Origin of the sequence: Massilia pinisoli (assembly GCF_024753285.1) — a bacterium.
GTDB classification, from domain to species: domain Bacteria; phylum Pseudomonadota; class Gammaproteobacteria; order Burkholderiales; family Burkholderiaceae_D; genus Telluria; species Telluria pinisoli.
The window spans coordinates 108,742-125,616 of record NZ_JANUGW010000002.1 but is presented as its reverse complement, the minus strand read 5'-3'; the positions used below and the strand labels follow the sequence as shown (position 1 = coordinate 125,616).

Annotated in this window: 11 protein-coding genes; 7 read left to right on the top strand and 4 right to left on the bottom strand. The window is 68.8% G+C overall.

Annotation, left to right across the window (positions count from 1 at the left end; genetic code table 11):
• Positions 1-11: 11 nt before the first annotated feature.
• Genes NX784_RS02795 through NX784_RS02780 form a run of 4 tightly spaced genes read left to right on the top strand, consistent with a single transcriptional unit; the run spans position 12 to position 6,651 of the window.
• A complete protein-coding gene (locus tag NX784_RS02795; RefSeq protein WP_258815177.1) occupies positions 12-881 on the top strand; it encodes a carotenoid biosynthesis protein in 870 nt (289 codons plus the stop codon).
• Complete coding sequence (locus tag NX784_RS02790; RefSeq protein ID WP_258815176.1) at positions 878-2,248, top strand: oxygenase MpaB family protein; 1,371 nt, start codon at positions 878-880, stop codon at positions 2,246-2,248. The genes NX784_RS02795 and NX784_RS02790 overlap by 4 nt, the downstream gene beginning before the upstream one ends.
• Positions 2,249-2,251: 3 nt before the next feature.
• A complete protein-coding gene (locus NX784_RS02785) occupies positions 2,252-5,737 on the top strand; it encodes a hybrid sensor histidine kinase/response regulator (RefSeq protein ID WP_258815175.1) in 3,486 nt (1,161 codons plus the stop codon).
• Entirely contained in the window at positions 5,734-6,651 is a 918-nt protein-coding gene (locus NX784_RS02780; RefSeq protein WP_258815174.1) for a diguanylate cyclase, read from the top strand. The genes NX784_RS02785 and NX784_RS02780 overlap by 4 nt, the downstream gene beginning before the upstream one ends.
• On the opposite strand, the gene NX784_RS02775 is transcribed toward NX784_RS02780, so the two are convergent.
• A complete protein-coding gene (locus NX784_RS02775; protein WP_258815173.1) occupies positions 6,652-7,092 on the bottom strand; it encodes a DoxX family protein in 441 nt (146 codons plus the stop codon).
• A gap of 595 nt (positions 7,093-7,687) precedes the next feature.
• On the opposite strand from NX784_RS02775, the gene NX784_RS02770 reads away from it, so the two are divergent.
• Together NX784_RS02770 and NX784_RS02765 are read left to right on the top strand one after the other, a co-directional pair.
• Entirely contained in the window at positions 7,688-9,268 is a 1,581-nt protein-coding gene (locus NX784_RS02770; RefSeq protein WP_258815172.1) for an isocitrate lyase, read from the top strand.
• A 191-nt stretch (positions 9,269-9,459) separates the two neighbouring features.
• Positions 9,460-10,416: a family 43 glycosylhydrolase gene (locus tag NX784_RS02765; RefSeq protein ID WP_258815171.1), complete on the top strand. Its 957-nt coding sequence runs from the start codon at positions 9,460-9,462 to the stop codon at positions 10,414-10,416.
• On the opposite strand, the gene NX784_RS02760 is transcribed toward NX784_RS02765, so the two are convergent.
• From NX784_RS02760 to NX784_RS02750, 3 genes are all read right to left on the bottom strand, one after another.
• Positions 10,382-13,498: an efflux RND transporter permease subunit gene (locus tag NX784_RS02760; protein WP_258815170.1), complete on the bottom strand. Its 3,117-nt coding sequence runs from the start codon at positions 13,496-13,498 to the stop codon at positions 10,382-10,384. The two genes, NX784_RS02765 and NX784_RS02760, sit on opposite strands and share 35 nt — an antisense overlap.
• Entirely contained in the window at positions 13,495-14,613 is a 1,119-nt protein-coding gene (locus tag NX784_RS02755) for an efflux RND transporter periplasmic adaptor subunit (RefSeq protein ID WP_258815169.1), read from the bottom strand. The genes NX784_RS02760 and NX784_RS02755 overlap by 4 nt, the downstream gene beginning before the upstream one ends.
• A 71-nt stretch (positions 14,614-14,684) precedes the next feature.
• Positions 14,685-15,302 carry a TetR/AcrR family transcriptional regulator gene (locus tag NX784_RS02750; protein WP_258815168.1) on the bottom strand — a complete coding sequence of 206 codons (618 nt, stop codon included), beginning with the start codon at positions 15,300-15,302 and terminating at the stop codon, positions 14,685-14,687.
• A gap of 90 nt (positions 15,303-15,392) precedes the next feature.
• Between NX784_RS02750 and NX784_RS02745 the strand changes: the two genes are divergently transcribed.
• Positions 15,393-16,868 (top strand): efflux transporter outer membrane subunit, encoded by a 1,476-nt coding sequence (locus NX784_RS02745; protein ID WP_258815167.1) that lies wholly within the window; start codon positions 15,393-15,395, stop codon positions 16,866-16,868.
• Positions 16,869-16,875 lie beyond the last annotated feature (7 nt).

The window sequence follows — 16,875 nt, the reverse complement described above, 5'->3', positions numbered from 1 at the left end:
TGGAGCCTGTCATGACCCCGTCGCCGCACCGTCGCCTGCCCATCGCCGCCGCCACCCTGCTCGTCCTCTTCCTGCTCGTCCTCGCCAAGCGCATCGGCGGCGAGAGCACCGTCCTGCTCGTCGCCAGCTCGCTGGCGATGTTCGGCTGCAGCTGGGCCAGCGCGGCCCACCTGCTGGGCGGCGCCGCGTCCACGCGCCTCGTCGCCATCGCCCTGGCCTTCGGCTGGCTCGCCGAGCAGCTGGGGTCGTCGTACGGCTGGTTCTTCGGCAGCTACACGTACACGCCCGTGCTCGGACCGCGCCTGCTCGACGTGCCCGTCGTGATCCCGATGATGTGGTTTGCACTGACCTACGTCGGCTACGTCGTGGCTAACCTGATCGTCTGGCAGGACCCCGTCGACGGGCCCGAGACCCTGGGTCACGACGCCCTGATGGCGCTGCTGGGCGCGATGGTCGTCACGTGCTACGACCTGGGCGTCGATCCGTACATGGTGTACGTGCTGAAGGCCTGGATCATGACGGAGAAGGACGGCTGGTGGTTCGGCGAGACGGTGCAGGGGTTCGCCGGCTGGATGACGGTGGCGTTCGCGATCCTGTTCGCATTCCGCCGCTGCGCGCGCGTGCGCGCCCCCGCGGCCGCCGGCGCGACGCTGCGCCACGTGCTCGTGCCGCTGTCCGTGTACGCGGGCCTGATGGTGTTCCAGGTGCTGCTCGGCTACCCCGTCGAGGCGCGCACGATCGCGCTGTTCGCGATGGGCTTCCCGCTGCTGGCGGCCACGCTCGGGCTGCTGCGCTGGCGCGGGATCCTGGTCCGCCCGGCCAACGACGCACGCGACACCGCCGCAGGCCCTGCACCGCAAGCATTCAAGGAGGCCGCATGAAACGCGACAACCTCGAACCCGGGCTGTTCGACAATCCCGCGCTGCGCGCCGACCCGCTGGCCGATGCCACGATCGCGCGCATCCTCGGTCCCGGCCGCGCCGGCGGTCCGGACACGGACACGATCGCGCTGCTGAACAAGGAGATCGCACGCTGGCAGCTGAACGGCGACCTGGACGCCTGGACCGCCAGCCCCGGTCTGCCGACCGACATGGCCGCCGCGCTGGAAGAGTACGTCGCCAAGGCGCGCGTGCTGCCCGAGTGGGCCGACCGCGCCCTCATCGCGCGGGCCGAAGTGCTGTTCATGGAGATGAGCATGGCGTCGTGCACCTTGCTGTTCTGCGCCAGCCTGCCGCAGTGCTACGTGATCCCCGACCTCGCGGCCGTGCTGCACGTGGCCGGCGAACTGGAACAGCACACGGACTACCGCGTGCGCGCCACCGCCGCCATGATCTTCCCCGTCATGATGCACGGCGGCCTCACGGATCCGGCAGGCGGCGGCGTGGCGCAGGCCATCAAGGTGCGCCTGATCCACGCGATGATCCGCCACCTCGTGCTGCGCGGTGACGTGGCCGACGCCCTCGTCGCGCCGCGCCGCGTCCCCCGTCTGCTGGCGCACGGCCGCACGATGCCGCAAGTGCTGTACGCGCACGGCTGGGATGTCGACCGCGTCGGCCTGCCGTGCAACCAGGAAGAACTGGGCTATACGCTGCTGACCTTCAACTACGTGTTCCTGCAAGGGCTGCGCCGCCTTGGGCTCGGCCTGGAGAAGGACGACGAAGGCGCGTACCTGCACACCTGGAACGTGCTTGGCTACGTGCTCGGCATCGAGCGCGCCCAAATGACGGACACGATGGACGACGCCGAACGCATGTTCATCGACATCCAGGCGCGCGCGCGCGGCCAGGCGCGCAACCCGGACCCGCGCCCGCCGCTGGCCGCCGCGCTCGTCGCGACGATGCAGCGCTACATGCCGCTGCGCCCGTTGAAATCGTTCCCCGTGCTGCTGACGCGCCACCTGATCGGCAAGGACGCGTCGCGCGACCTGGGCCTCGATGGCCACGTGTCGCTGCCGGCGCGTATCCTGTTCGCGCTGGGCTTCGGTCTCGTGCGCGCGATCGATGCGATCGGGCGCCTCGTGTTCCGCGGCTTCTCGATCTCGCGCCTCGTCGCGCGCATCGTCGGCTACAACCTCACCGCCAAGTTGCTGATGGACGAAACCCGCCCGCTGAAACTGCCGGATAGCCTCTTGAACCAGGTCAGCGTCGCCGTGCACGGCTGGCAGAACGACGCCAACGCGCCGCGCTGGGCGAATGCCCTCGAGCGCCGCTTCACCGGACGCGCCCAGCGCGCCGCCCGTCAAGGATAAACGATGGTTGCACTACCTTTTTCCCTGTTCCCGCGCAGCCTGCGCCTGCTCGCGCTGGCGCTGCTGCTGGCGGTGTCGTCGCTGGCCGGCATGGCGCATGCCGCGCCTGGCCCCCTGATGCTGGACGACGCCACGGCGCACATCGAAGCCTGGCCGGCCGCGAGCCTGCTGCGCGACCCGGACGGCCGCCTCGACGCCGCCGCCCTCGCCGCCGCGCCCGGCCGCTTCGCCGCACCGCACGGGGCCTATGCCACGCTGGGCATGGAAAAAGGCGTCGTCTGGGTGCGCATCCCCGTGCGCACGACGCCGGGCGCGAACGGCGCGTGGGCGCTCAAGGTCGATTTCGGCCTGCTGAACCGCGTCGACCTGTACCTCGTGCGTGACGGCCGCATCGAGCGCCACGCGCTGGCCGGATCGGAACGGACGCTCGCGCGTGCCCCCGACGCCCTCGGCGGACCGGTGCCGTCGTTCGCGCTGCTCCTGGCGCCGGACGCGGCCTACGACGTGCTGCTGCGGGTGGAAACGAACGGGCCGAAGATCCTGCCGATCAGCTTCGAGAAGCCGGGCGCGTTCTACCAGGCCGCGCTGCACGACCGCCTCGTGCAAGGCATCCTCACTGGCCTGTTCCTGTGCCTCCTGCTGTACAGCCTCGCGCAATGGGTCAACCTGCGCGAAATCCTGTTCGCCAAGTACGCGCTGCTGATCGGCGGGCTGGCCATGTACAACGTCGCGTGGTGGGGCCTGGGCGCCGAATACCTGTGGGGCGCGAGCGGCTGGGCCACCGTGCACGCCACCGGCATCATCTCGCTGATGACCGCGTGCGGCGGCTACCTGTTCGTCGGCGAAGCGCTGACGCGGCCCGGCGTCGACCGCGTTTTCCCGCGCCTGATGCGCACGGGCGCCGTGCTGTGCGTGCTGGCCGCCACCGCGTTCGGCTTCGACCTGATCCACGACGCCGCCCTCGTCGCCATCATCGGCTCGCTGGGCATCATGCCGATGCTGCTGGGCCTTCCCGGCGCCTTCAACCGCGCGCGCCGCGGCGACACGGTCGGCATCTACTTCCTCATCGGCTGGGCCGCGAGCTTCGTCAGCTCGGCGATCCAGGCGCAGGTCATCAAGGGCGGCCTGGACGCCACCTACTGGACCCTGAATTCCACGCAGTTCGGCGGCACGTTCGACATGCTCGTGTTCATGCGCATCCTGGGCCTGCGCACGAAGAGCATCCAGGACGCGATGCTGCGCGCCGAGGCCGCGACCCGCATGAAATCGGAATTCCTGGCCAATATGAGCCACGAGATCCGCACGCCGATGAACGCCATCATCGGCATGAGCCGCCTCGCGCTCATGGCCGACCCGAATCCGAAGCAGCGCAACTACCTCGGCAAGATCCTCGGCGCGGGCGAGCACCTGCTGGGCATCATCAACGACATCCTCGACTTCTCCAAGATCGAGGCCGGCCGCATGACGCTCGAAGTCGTGCCGTTCGACCTCGACGACATGCTCGAGCACCTGTCCAGCCTCGCCGCCATCAAGACCGATGCGCGCCGCGTCGAACTCGTGTTCTGCGTGCCGCGCGGCGTGCCCGGCCGCCTCGTGGGCGATCCGCTGCGCCTGGGGCAGGTCCTGATCAACCTGACCAACAACGCCGTCAAGTTCACGGAGGACGGCGAGATCGTCGTCGCCGTCGACGTCGTCGAGCGCGCGGCGGGCCGCGTCGTGCTGCGCTTCTCCGTCAGCGACACGGGCATCGGCATGGACGCCGACCAGCTGGCGCGCCTGTTCCAGTCGTTCACCCAGGCCGACAACTCGATCACCCGCAAATACGGCGGCACGGGCCTGGGCCTGTCGATCTCGAAGCAGCTCGTCGAGCTGATGGGCGGCACGATCACCGTCACGAGCACGCCGGGCGTGGGCAGCCGCTTCAGCTTCACCGTCCCGCTGGGCATCGCCGATGCTTCCGCCTCCGCCGCGCCGGCGCCGGGCAGCCAGCTGCAGCGCATGCGCGTGATGGTCGTGGACGACAGTCCCGGCGCGCGCGACGCCCTCGTCGAGATGCTGGACGGCTTCGGCATCCAGGCCGATGCCGTCGCGTCGGGCGAGGAATCGCTGGCCCGGCTGGCGCAGGCCGTCTCGGACGACGCGCCGTACCAGGTCGTGCTGATGGACTACATGATGCCGGGCTGGGACGGTGTCGAAACGATCCGCCGCATCCGCGCCGATGCGCGCTTCACGGCGCCGCCCGCGATCCTGATGGTCAGCGCGTGCACCCGCGAAGGCGTGCTGCAACAGGAAGGCGACCTGCCGCTGTCCGGCTTCCTCACGAAGCCCGTCGGCCCGGCGCTGCTGTACGACAGCCTGCTGCAGGTGCTCCGCCCCGACCTGGCGGCGCCCGCCACCGACGCCGGCAGCCAGGCGCCGGCCGGCCGCCAGTCCGACGCCGATCGCCTGGCCGGCGCACGCATCCTGCTCGTCGACGACAACGCCAACAACCGCGAAGTGGCGCTGGACTTCCTCGCGCTGGCGCGCATGCACGTGGACGCCGCCGCCAGCGGCCAGGAAGCCGTGCGCATGGCGCAGAGCGGCGACTACGACCTCGTGCTGATGGACATCCAGATGCACGGGATGGACGGCTTCACGGCCACGCGCGCCATCCGCGCCCTGCCCGGCTGCGCCACGTTGCCCGTCGTCGCCATGACGGCGCACGCGATGGCCGGCGACCGCGAACGGAGTCTCGCGGCCGGCATGAACGACCACGTCGTCAAGCCGATCGACCCCGACGTGCTGCTGCGCACCCTCGTCAAGTGGATCGATCCACGCCGTCTCGAAGGCCGCGCCGTGCCCGCGCCCGCGCCGATGCCGGCGTCCGCACCCGCGCCCGTGACCGCCGCGCCGGCGCTGCCCGTCGTACGCGGCGTGGACTGGCACCGCGCGCTGGCCAACGCCGGCGGCCAGCAACAGCGCCTGCGCCGCCGCATCGCCGGCTTCCTGCAGGAATACGTGACGGCACCGCAGCTGATGCGCGACGCGCTCGCGCACGGCGACTATGCGCCGCTGCAGTCGCTGGCGCACAACCTGAAATCGGGCGCCGCCTACATCGGCGCCGTCCAACTGGCCGCGCTGGCGGACACGCTCGAGCACGACCTGCGCAGCGGCCGCGCGGAGCGCGTGTCGGTGCTGGCGCCGGACCTGATCGTCGCGCTGGACAGCGTGCTGTCCGGCCTCGCGCGCATCGACGCCGCCCAGGCGCCGCCGGTGAGCGGCCTCGATGCGGGCGCCCTGCTGGCGCGCCTGCGGGGCTTCCTGGAAACGGACGACGCGCGCGCCGAGGACGCGCTGGCCGAGCTGCAGGCGGCACTGCCGGATGCGCGCCACGCGGCGCCGCTGGCGGCCATCCGAACCGCCGTCGACGAGATCGAGTACGAACGCGCGCTGGTCCACCTCGACGTCCTCGAACGGGCCGTCGACACCCAGGCGGAGACTGCATCATGAACGTGGAACCGCAAAAAGTCCTGATCGCCGACGACGATCCGATCAACCGCCAGGTATTGGCCGAGCTGCTCAAGCCGGAATACACGGTGCTGCTCGCGAAAAACGGCGAGCAGGCGCTGGAACGGGCCGCGCGCCACGCGCCCGACCTGATCCTGCTCGACGTGATGATGCCCGACCTGGACGGCTACGAAGTCCTGCGCCGCCTGCGCGCCGACCCGCAGCTGGAACAGATCGCCGTGATCTTCATTTCGGGCCTGGACCGGCCGGAGGACGAGGCGATCGGCCTCAAGCTGGGCGCGTCGGACTACATCACCAAGCCGTTCAACGCCACCGTCGTGATGGCGCGCGTGGCGCTGCATTTGCAGCTGGTTCGCCAGCGCCGCATGCTGGAGCGGCTGGCGCACGTGGACGGCCTGACGGAACTGGCGAACCGGCGCCGCTTCGACGAGATGTACGCGCAGGAATGGCAGCGCGCCCAGCGCAACGGCTGGCCGCTGTCGCTGGCCCTCCTCGACATCGACGCGTTCAAGCAATACAACGACTTCTACGGCCACCCGGCCGGCGACCGCGCGCTGCGCGCTGTCTCTCGCGCGGCGGCAGCAGGCCTGCGCCGCCCGGCCGACCTGGCGGCGCGCTACGGCGGCGAGGAACTCGTCCTGCTGATGCCGGATACGGACAGCGTCCAGGCGCGCCACCTGGTCGACGACGTGTGCGCGGCCATCGCCGCGCTGGAAATGCCGCACGCGGCGTCGCAGGTGGCGTCCGTGCTCACGGTCAGCGTGGGCGGTGCGACGCTGGGCGGCTACGGGCCGGAAAGCGCGGCCGAATTGTTCGAGGCGGCCGACGAGCACCTGTACCGCGCCAAGCAGGACGGGCGCAACCGCGTCGTGTGGCGCGGCCTGATCGAAGGCTGATCAGCGGCGTCGCGGCGCCAAGGTCGACACGACCAGCAGGCCCCCGACGATGCACACGTGCTCCATGAACGGAATCAGTGCCGCGTGGCGCGCCGCGCCGGTCGCGTGCCAGAAGCCGTGATACAGCACGGTCGCGAGCGCCGTGAACGCGGCCAGCGCCCAGCACGCAGGTTTCAACAGCCGGCCCGCGACGATCGCGGCGCCACCCGCAACCTGCAGCAGGATCGTCAGCGCCAGCGTCGGCACGGGCGCCGGCAGCCCGCCGGCCACCACTTCCTGCAGCGCCCCCGGCCAACCCTGCACCTTGTCGATGCCGGCCCACAGGAACAGCACGCCGACGAGCACGCGGCCCGCCATGCGCACGGTGTCGTCGCGGCCGTCTGCTTGCGCGGACGCCGCTGCGGCGCGGGCGTCGGCGAGGTCGATATCGGAAGTCGTCATGGGATTGCCTTTGGGGCGAGTTCGGATCGCCCGAATCTACACCGGCCGCCGCAATGCCGGCTCCGTCTTTGGATGGATGCGCCGCCGCGCCGGCGGTGCTAGCCGCGCCGCATGGACGCGCCCCGCACCGTCCCGCTGGCGCAACCCGGCAGTCATGCGTCCGGTAGATAACCGCTATCACGAACAATCATTGGACGATTGTGGTGCGATGCAGCATCATGGTTCCTGTCTCCTCTATCTTCCTCCAAGAAAATAGATTCAAGCCCGCGAACAGCGGGCTTTTTTTTATCCCGCCGCTTCGCACCCCGTCTTCCCCGCCCTTTTCCGCGCCTGCCCGCCCGCCTCCGCGCTGCATTTTTCACTCGGCTGAATAGCGTTCCACGATGTGGAATTTTGTTCTTTCAGCAGACGGGACAAATATTCCATTCCGCAAAATTATTTGCCACATTGCGGAATGCAATAGCTAACTCATTGAAAATGTTCGATTAATTTTATTCTCAACTCTTATATAAGACAGAAGATTTAACCAGCCCGGATCTCTTATGATGAACCCATGCGCTTCACCACTTTCGATTCACTTTTCATGGAGTTCGACATGTCCGATTACCAAAACGATATCCAGGCCATCGCTTCCCTCAAGCAGCGCTACGGCAGCGGCTGGGATGCCATCAATCCTGAATCCGCGGCCCGCATGCGCGCCCAGAACCGCTTCAAGACCGGCCTCGACATCGCCCGCTACACGGCCGCCATCATGCGCCGCGACATGGCGAACTACGACGCCGACTCCTCCAAGTACACCCAGTCGCTGGGCTGCTGGCACGGCTTCATCGGTCAGCAGAAGCTGATCTCGATCAAGAAGCATTTCAATAACACCGACCGCCGCTACCTGTACCTGTCGGGCTGGATGATCGCCGCGCTGCGCTCGGAATTCGGCCCGCTGCCGGACCAGTCGATGCACGAAAAGACCGCCGTCCCCGCGCTGATCAAGGAGCTGTACACGTTCCTGCGCCAGGCCGACGCCCGTGAACTGGGCGGCCTGTTCCGCCAGCTGGACGCCGCCGAAGGCGCCGCGAAGGCCGCGATCCAGGACAAGATCGACAACTTCGTCACCCACGTCGTGCCCATCATCGCCGACATCGACGCAGGCTTCGGCAACGCGGAAGCGACCTACCTGCTGGCCAAGCAGATGATCGAAGCGGGCGCCTGCTGCATCCAGCTCGAGAACCAGGTGTCCGACGAGAAACAGTGCGGCCACCAGGACGGCAAGGTCACCGTGCCGCACGAGGACTTCCTCGCGAAGATCCGCGCCGTGCGCTACGCATTCCTGGAACTGGGCGTCGACGACGGCGTGATCGTCGCGCGTACCGACTCGCTGGGCGCGGGCCTCACCAAGCAGATCGCCGTCACCCAGGAACCGGGCGACCTGGGCGACCAGTACAACAGCTTCCTCGACGTGGAAGAAATCGGTGCGGCCGAACTGAAGAACGGTGACGTCGTCATCCAGCGCGGCGGCAAGCTGCTGCGGCCGAAGCGTCTGCCGAGCAACCTGTTCCAGTTCCGCGAAGGCACCGGCGAAGCCCGTTGCGTCCTGGACTGCATCACGTCGCTGCAGAACGGCGCCGACCTGCTGTGGATCGAGACCGAGAAACCGCACATCGGCCAGATCGGCGGCATGGTCAAGGAAATCCGCAAGGTCGTCCCGAACGCGAAGCTCGTGTACAACAACAGCCCGTCGTTCAACTGGACCCTGAACTTCCGCCAGCAGGTGTACGACGGCATGAAGGACCGCGGCGAAGACGTGTCGGCCTACGACCGCGCCCACCTGATGAGCGCCGAGTACGACGACTCGATCCTGGCCAAGGTCGCCGACGAGCGCATCCGCACGTTCCAGGCCGATGCGGCACGCGAAGCGGGCATCTTCCACCACCTGATCACGCTGCCGACGTACCACACGGCCGCCCTGTCGACGGACAACCTGGCGAAGGAATACTTCGGCAGCCAGGGCATGCTGGGCTACGTGGCCGGCGTGCAGCGCAAGGAAATCCGCCAGGGCATCGCCTGCGTCAAGCACCAGAACATGTCCGGTTCGGACCTGGGCGACGACCACAAGGAATACTTCAGCGGTGAAGCGGCGCTGAAGGCCGGCGGCAAGCACAACACGATGAACCAGTTCTGATCGGTGCCAGGCCGGCCTCGCGCCGGCCGATGCCCGGAGCCCGAACGCGCCACATGGCCCGTTCGGGCTTTTCGTTGCCGGCGCGCGTTATCGATATCAAATTCGTATTCAGCTATGAAATATTCGGATACGCGCTGCTACGGTGGCACGTGCGGGTTTAGCATCGCTGGACATCGTTACCGGAACCAATCATGACCCGACTCGCCGCCGTACTGTTCGCACTCTCTCTGCCCGCCTTCGCGCAATCTCCGCAGGCCGCACATCCGATCTCGCAGCGCTTCGCCGCCGATCCGTCGCCGCACTATTTCAAGACCAAGGACGGCGGCATGTTCTACCTGTACGCGACGGACGACGCGTCGAATTCCGGCAAGTATTGGGACTCGACCACGTGGCGCCTGTACACGTCGCGCGACATGAAGACGTGGCACGACGCCGGCGTGCCGCTCGCGGTCACCGTGTTCAAGTGGGCGCGCCCGGACGCGAAGGCATGGGCACCGGAAGCGGCCTACCGCAACGGCAAGTATTATTTCTACGCGCCCGTCGGCGGCGACCGCATCGGCGTGGCCGTGTCGGACCGCCCGGACGGCGGCTTCGTCGACGCGCGCAAGGACGCGCTGGTCGATCGCGCGCGCGACGTCAACGCGGGCGACGAGCCAATCGACCCGGCCGTGTTCATCGACAAGGATGGCCAGGCGTACATGTATTTCGGCACGCGCGTGCCCAAGGTCGTCAAGCTCAAGCCCGACATGATCTCGCTCGACGGCCCGATCCGCATCGTCGACATCGAAGGCATGCCGGCATCGGACCCGAAGAAGAAATACGGCGAGGCGCCGTTCATGCATGAGCACAACGGCATCTACTACTACACGTTCTCGTCGGGCTGGCCGGGCCAGATCCTGTATGCGACGGGCAAGTCGCCGATGGGCCCCTTTACTTACCGCGGCGTCGTGCTCGACTACCTGAACATCTCGACGAACCACCAGGCCATCGTCGAGCACGACGGCAAGAGCTGGCTGTTCTACCACGACAACCTGCTGCCCGGCGGCAGCGGCTGGCGCCGCGCGATCGCCATCGCGCCGCTCGAGTACGGCGCGGATGGCGCGATCCGTCAGGTCAACGTGGTGCCGGCGCAGGCGGCGCAGCCGTAATCTCCGCCACGACGGGCGCCGGCGTGCGCGCCGGCGCCGGCGCGATCTTGAACCAGATGGCGTACATCGCCGGCAGGAACACGAGCGTCATGATCGTGCCGGCGAACGTCCCGCCGATCAACGTGTAGGCGAGCGTGCCCCAGAACACGGAATGCGTCAGCGGGATGAAGGCCAGCATCGCAGCCAGCGCTGTCAGGATCACGGGGCGCGCGCGCTGCACGGTCGCCTCGACGACGGCGTCGAACGGCGCCAGTCCATCCGCCCGGTTGTGATCGATCTGCCCGATCAGGATCAAGGTATTGCGCATCAGGATGCCGGACAACGCCACGAGACCCACGAGTGCATTGATGCCGAACGGCTGGCGGAACAGCAGCAGCGTCGGCACCACGCCGATCAGGCCCAGCGGACTGGTCGCGAACACCATCACCATCGACGCGATCGAGCGCACCTGGAAGATGATGACCAGCAGCGTGAACGCGAGCATGATGGGGAACAGCGGCAGCAACGCGCGGTTCGCCTTGCCGGCCTCCTCGATCGATCCGGCCGTCTCCAGCTTGTAGCCGGCCGGCAGCGCGGCAACTACGGGCTGCAGCGTGTGCTCCATGGCCACGGAGACGTCCGGCGGCTGCAGGCCGTCGGCGATGTCGCCGCGGATCGTGATCGTCGGCATGCGGTCGCGCCGGCGCAGCACGGGTTCCTCCGGCCGGACGTCGACGGTGCCCACCTGCGCCAGCGGGACGCGCTGGCCGGCCGCGCCGACTAGCGTGAACGCATTGATGCGCGCCGGATCGAGCCGCACGTCGCCGGCCGCGCGCGCAACGACCTGCACGGAACGGATGTCCTCGCGCACGGCCGTGACGGGCACGCCGCTCAGCAGGAATTGCAGCTGCTGCGCCACGGCGGCCGACGTCAGGCCGACGGCTTGCAGGCGGTCCTGGTCCAGCGTCAGGCGCAGGGTCGGCACGCGGTTGCCCCAGTCCATGTTCACGGTGCGCATCTGCGGACTCGCGCGCAGCACGGCTTCGACCTTGGCGGCGATGGTGCGCAACGTGTCCGCGTCTGGCCCGGACAGGCGGAACGCCACCGGATACGGCGAGTACGGACCGAACACGAGCTGCGTGACGCGCACGCGCGCTTGCGGCGCCAGCCCGTCGGCGATGGCCGCGCGCAGGCGCTGCTTGAGCGCTTCACGTTCATGCTCGTCCCCCGTGCGGATCACGATCTTCGCGAACGATGGGTCGGGCAGCTCGGGGGCCATCGCGAGGTAGAAGCGCGGCGCACCCTGGCCGACATAGGCCGTGACGGTGCGAGCCTCTTTCTGCGCCGCGAGCCAGGCCTCGACCTTCGCGGCGGCGGCCGACGTCTGGCCGATCGCCGTCCCGTAAGGCATCTGGACCTCGACCAGTACCTCCGGACGGTCCGACGTCGGGAAGAACTGCTTCTTCACGATGGCCATGCCCGCACCTGCGAGCACGAACGTGCCGACCACGACCAGCGCGACGAGCCATTTGCGCCGGATCACAGTGCCCAGCAGGCGCCGGAACCGGTTGTAGTTCGGCGTGTCATAAATGGCATGATGACCCCCTTCGACCTTGGCGATCGCCGGCAGCAGCTTCACGCCCAGATAAGGCGTGAAGACGACCGCGACGATCCACGACGTGACGAGCGCGATGCCCACGATCCAGAACATATTGCTCGTGTACTCGCCGGCCGTCGACTTCGCGAAGCCGTTCGGCATGAAGCCGATGGCGGTGACGAGCGTCCCGGACAGCATCGGGGCGGCCGTGTGGCTCCACGCGTACGCCGATGCCTGCACGCGGTCATAGCCCTCTTCCATTTTGACGACCATCATTTCGATGGCGATGATGGCATCGTCGACGAGCAGCCCGAGCGCGAGGATCAGCGAGCCGAGCGTGATGCGGTCGAAGTTCTTGCCCGTCGCCGCCATGACGACGAACACGGCGGCGAGGGTCAGCGGGACGGCCGTCGCGACGACGAGACCCACGCGCCAGCCCATGCTGAGGAAGCACACGACCATCACGACGAGCAGCGCGACGAAGAACTTGACCATGAATTCGTCGACGGCGCCGCTGATGTTCACGGCCTGGTCCGTCACCTTCGTCAGGCTCATGCCCAGCGGGATGTCCCGGTTGACGGCGGCGACCTCGGCATCCAGCGCCTTGCCCAGGTCGAGACCGTTCCAGCCGTCGCGCATGACGACGCCCAGCAGCAGCGCGGGCTCGCCATTGTTCCGGATGAGGAAGGTGGCCGGATCCTCGTAGCCCCGCTCCACCGTCGCCACGTCGCCCAGCCTCAGAGTGCGGCCCTGGGCCGCGACCGGTGTGTCGCGGATCGCCTGCAGGTTGTCGTAGGCGCCGTCCAGCCGCACGAACACCTGCGCGCCCTTCGTGTCGATCGAGCCGGCCGGTGTCAGCACGTTGTGCGCGTTCAGCGCAGCGAAGATGTCCTGCGGGGCGAGGCCCAAGGTGGCGAGGCGGTCGTGCGAGAACGACACGAAGATGCGCTCCGCCTGTTCGCCGATGATGTTGACCTTCTTGACGCCGGCCACGTGCAGCAGCCGCTGGCGCAGGGCTTCCGCGTCGCGCGCGAGCAGGCGCGCGGGCTTGCCGCGGGCCTTCAGCGCGTACAGCGCGAACGTGACGTCGGCAAATTCATCGTTCACCATCGGGCCGATGACGCCGGCCGGCAACGTGCCCTGCACGTCCTGCAGCTTCTTGCGGGCCTGGTAGAACTGGTCCGGCACATCGGATGGCGGCGTACTGTCCAGCAGCGTGACCATCGTGAACGCGAGGCCGGGCCGCGTATAGGTTTCCGCGCGTTCGTAGTAACGCAGTTCCTGCATGCGCTTTTCGATCGGCTCCGCCACCTGGTCCTGCATCTCGCGCGCGGTGGCGCCGGGCCAGGCCGTGATCACCGTCAGCTGCTTCACGGTGAACGGCGGGTCTTCCGCGCGGCCCAGCTTCAGGAAGGCCAGCACGCCCGCGACCGACACGAGCAGGATGAGAAACAGCGTGACGGACCGTTCGCGCACGGCCAGTGCCGACAGGTTGAAGCGGCTCATCGCATGCCCCCCGCCGCGACCGCGACGGCCACCTGCCGCGCCGCACCCTCCACGCGGACCTTGTCGCCTTCGTGCAGCAGGTGTGCGCCGAGCGCCACGACGCGGTCACCGGACTTCAGCTCGCCCGTCACACGCGCCATGTCGTCCCCAATGCCCAGCACGTCGACGCGGCGCCACGTCACCTTGGCCGGACTGCCTGCCACGGCCCACACACCGCTGCCCTTGCCGTCGTCGACGACGGCCGCGGCCGGCACCCGCAGCGCCTTCGCGTCGGCAGCGCCGTCGCCCTGCAGGCGCAAGGTGACCGTCGCGCCGAGGGGCGCCGCGGCGAGCGGCCCGTCGAGGACATATTTCGCCTCGTACGTACGCGTCACGCGGTCGGCGGCGTCCGCCAATTGCCTGAGCCGGGCGCGGTCACCGCCCTGTCCACCATACAACGTGGCCTGCGCTTCGCTGCCGATGCGAGGACGCATCGTCTCCGGCAGGTGGACGATCGCCTCGCGCGCGCCCGCATGGGCCAGCCGCACGACGGTCTGGCCGGCTCCGACGACCTGACCCGGCTCGGCCAGGGTGTCGACGACGACGCCATCGGCATCCGCCACGAGCAGCGCGTAGCCGGCGGCGTTGCGGGCGACGTCGTACTGCGCTTCCGCTGCGCTCAGCTGAGCCTTGGCCGCATCGGCCGCCGCCTTCAGCTGGTCGTACGAGGAGGCCGACACGGCACCGTCTGCCACGAGGTCGCGATAGCGGGCTTCCTCGTCGCCCGCCTGGCGCGCGCGTGCGCGGGCCGCCGTCACGGCGTCGGATGCGGCTCGCGCCTGCAGGCTCAAGTCGACGGGATCGATGCGCATCAGGGGCTGGCCCCGGCGTACGGTCTGGCCGGCGTCGACGAGGCGCTGCACGACCTTGCCCGGCACGCGGAAGCCCAGGTCGCTCTGGACCCGCGCGCCGATGACGCCTGTGAAGGATGGCGCGGTGGACGTGGCACCCTGCACGACTGCCGTCTCGACGACGGGCGCTGCCATGCGTGGGTCGGCGGGTGGTTTGTCGCCGCACGCGGCCAGGACGATCGGTAACGCAACCAGCGCGTGCGTACCCCGTGAGCGTATGGACATGGGAGCTCCTTTGGTGGAAAGCCCACATTCTTCTACTAGTGACCAAATAAGTCAATGGTCACAAACACGGATCATGGTGCCAGGCTGCGGAGGACGAGGCTGGTCAGGAGGGCCGTCGCATCGACCGCGCCCTCGAGGTTGTATTGAAGCAGCAGTGGATTGACGTAGGGTTTCATCAGGAGACAGATCGCACGGGCCGTCTCGTCGAGCGGGGTCTTGCGCTCGAACTCGCCCGTTTCGCGCCCTTCGCGGACGATCCGCGTGACGAGGTCCTCGACGTAGCGCTCGTACGCTTGCACCGAAGGCCACGGCTCGCGGGCGGCAGCCGCCGCGATGTCGTACAGCCTGCGGTCTTCAAAGAACAGCTGCGTGCCGGCATCGACAAATGCCCGGAACATGCGGCGGAAGCGGTCCGATGCGCTCGTCGCGTCCGCGATGGCCTCGTCGACGGCTTGCTTCATGCCGTTCAGGCAATTGGCGCAGATGACTTCGCCGATCGCCTGCTTCGAATCGAAGAATTTGTAGATATAGGCCTTGGAAAACCCGATCGCCTTGGCCAGGTCGGAGACGGTCGTTTTTTCGTAGCCATAGCGGGCGAAATACTCGGTGGCGGCCTCGACGACCTGGGTGCGGACGTCGTGGTCCGACGGCCCCCGGCTCGGCGGGGCGGATTGGATGGAGGTGTTCATGGCCATAGCTTAACGTGCGGAGCGGCTGTTTGACAAAGTGTGACTAATGCGTATTATGGTCACTCGTCACCATATTTTGAAGGATACGCCATGTTCCCCATCCGCTCGCTCGCGGCGGCCGCCGTTGCCGTGCTGGCAACAGGTTGCGCCGTCGGCCCAGACTACCGGCGCCCGGACGCGCCCCTGCCCGACCGCTACGTCGGGCAGGTGCCCGGTTCGCAAGGTCCGGCAACGGTGCAGGCGGCGTGGTGGAACGGCTTCGGCGACCCGCAGCTGGCGCACTACGTCGCGCTGGCGCTGGAACAGAACCTCGACCTGGCGCAGGCGGCGGGACGCGTGACCCAGGCTCGCGCTGGCCTCGGCGCGGCCGACGCGGCGCTGCTGCCGTCCGCGGCCGTCACCGGCTCGGCCGCCCGCGCCTACCAGTCGACCGAAACCCAGGTCGGCAGGCTCGTCGCTGCGGGACCGGGCGCCGACCGCTGGGGCAACGCCTACGAGGCCAATGTGACCGCGAGCTGGGAAATCGACGTGTTCGGCGGCCTGCGCCGCGGCCGCGAAGCGGCGCGGGCGGACTACCAGGCGTCGGCGGCGGACGCAGTCGCCGTCCGGCTTGCCGTCGCCGCCCAGACGGCGGACGTCTACATCGGCATCCGCGGCCTGCAGGCCCGTCTCGCCATCGCGGAGCAGCAGGTCAGGACGCGCCGGGACCTGCTGGACAAGGTCAGGCTCTTGTACGGCAAGGGCGTGGCGTCCGACGCCCAGGTGCGCCAGACGGAAGGCGAACTGGCGCAGGCCGAAGCGGCCGTACCCGCGCTCCAGGCAGGCCTGGACGCGGCGCTGAACGCGCTGGACGTGCTGCTGGGCACGCCGCCCGGCACGCACCGCGACGCCTTGCGCGCGCCCGCCGCGATCCCGGCCGTGCCGGCCATCGGTGCGACGGGGTCGCCTGCCGACCTGCTGCGGCGCCGCCCCGACCTGATCGCCGCCGAGCGGCGCGTGGCGGCCGCGCATGCGCGCATCGGCGCGGCGATGGCCGAGTATTACCCGCACGTGTCGCTGGGTGCCTTGCTCGGCAGTGCGACGACGCTGTCGGCCGGACATCTGTTCAGTGCGGGCGCGAGCCAGGAGGCGGCCGTGCTGGGCCTGCGCTGGCGCTTGTTCGACTTCGGTCGGATCGACGCCCAGATCGGCCAGGCGCGCGGTCGCGAAGCGGAATCACTGGCCGCGTATCGGCTGGCAGTGCTGCATGCGACGGAGGACGTCGAAAACGCGTTCTCGGCACTCGCCCACCGGTCGCAGCAAGCGGCCGTCCTCGTCCGCGGCGAAGATGCGCTCACGCGTGCGCGTGCGTCGTCGTTCGCTGCGTATCGGCGCGGCGCCGCGAGCCTGATCGACGTGCTGCATGCGGACGAAACCCTGCTGGGCGCGGCCGACGCCCGCGCCCAGGCGCAGACGGATGCGGCACACGCCGCCGTGGCGGCCTACAAGGCGCTCGGCGGCGGCTGGGATCCGGACATCCCGCCGCACGGGACGGAGAACGTGGCGGCGCTGGCGACCGGGCGCTGAGGCTTCA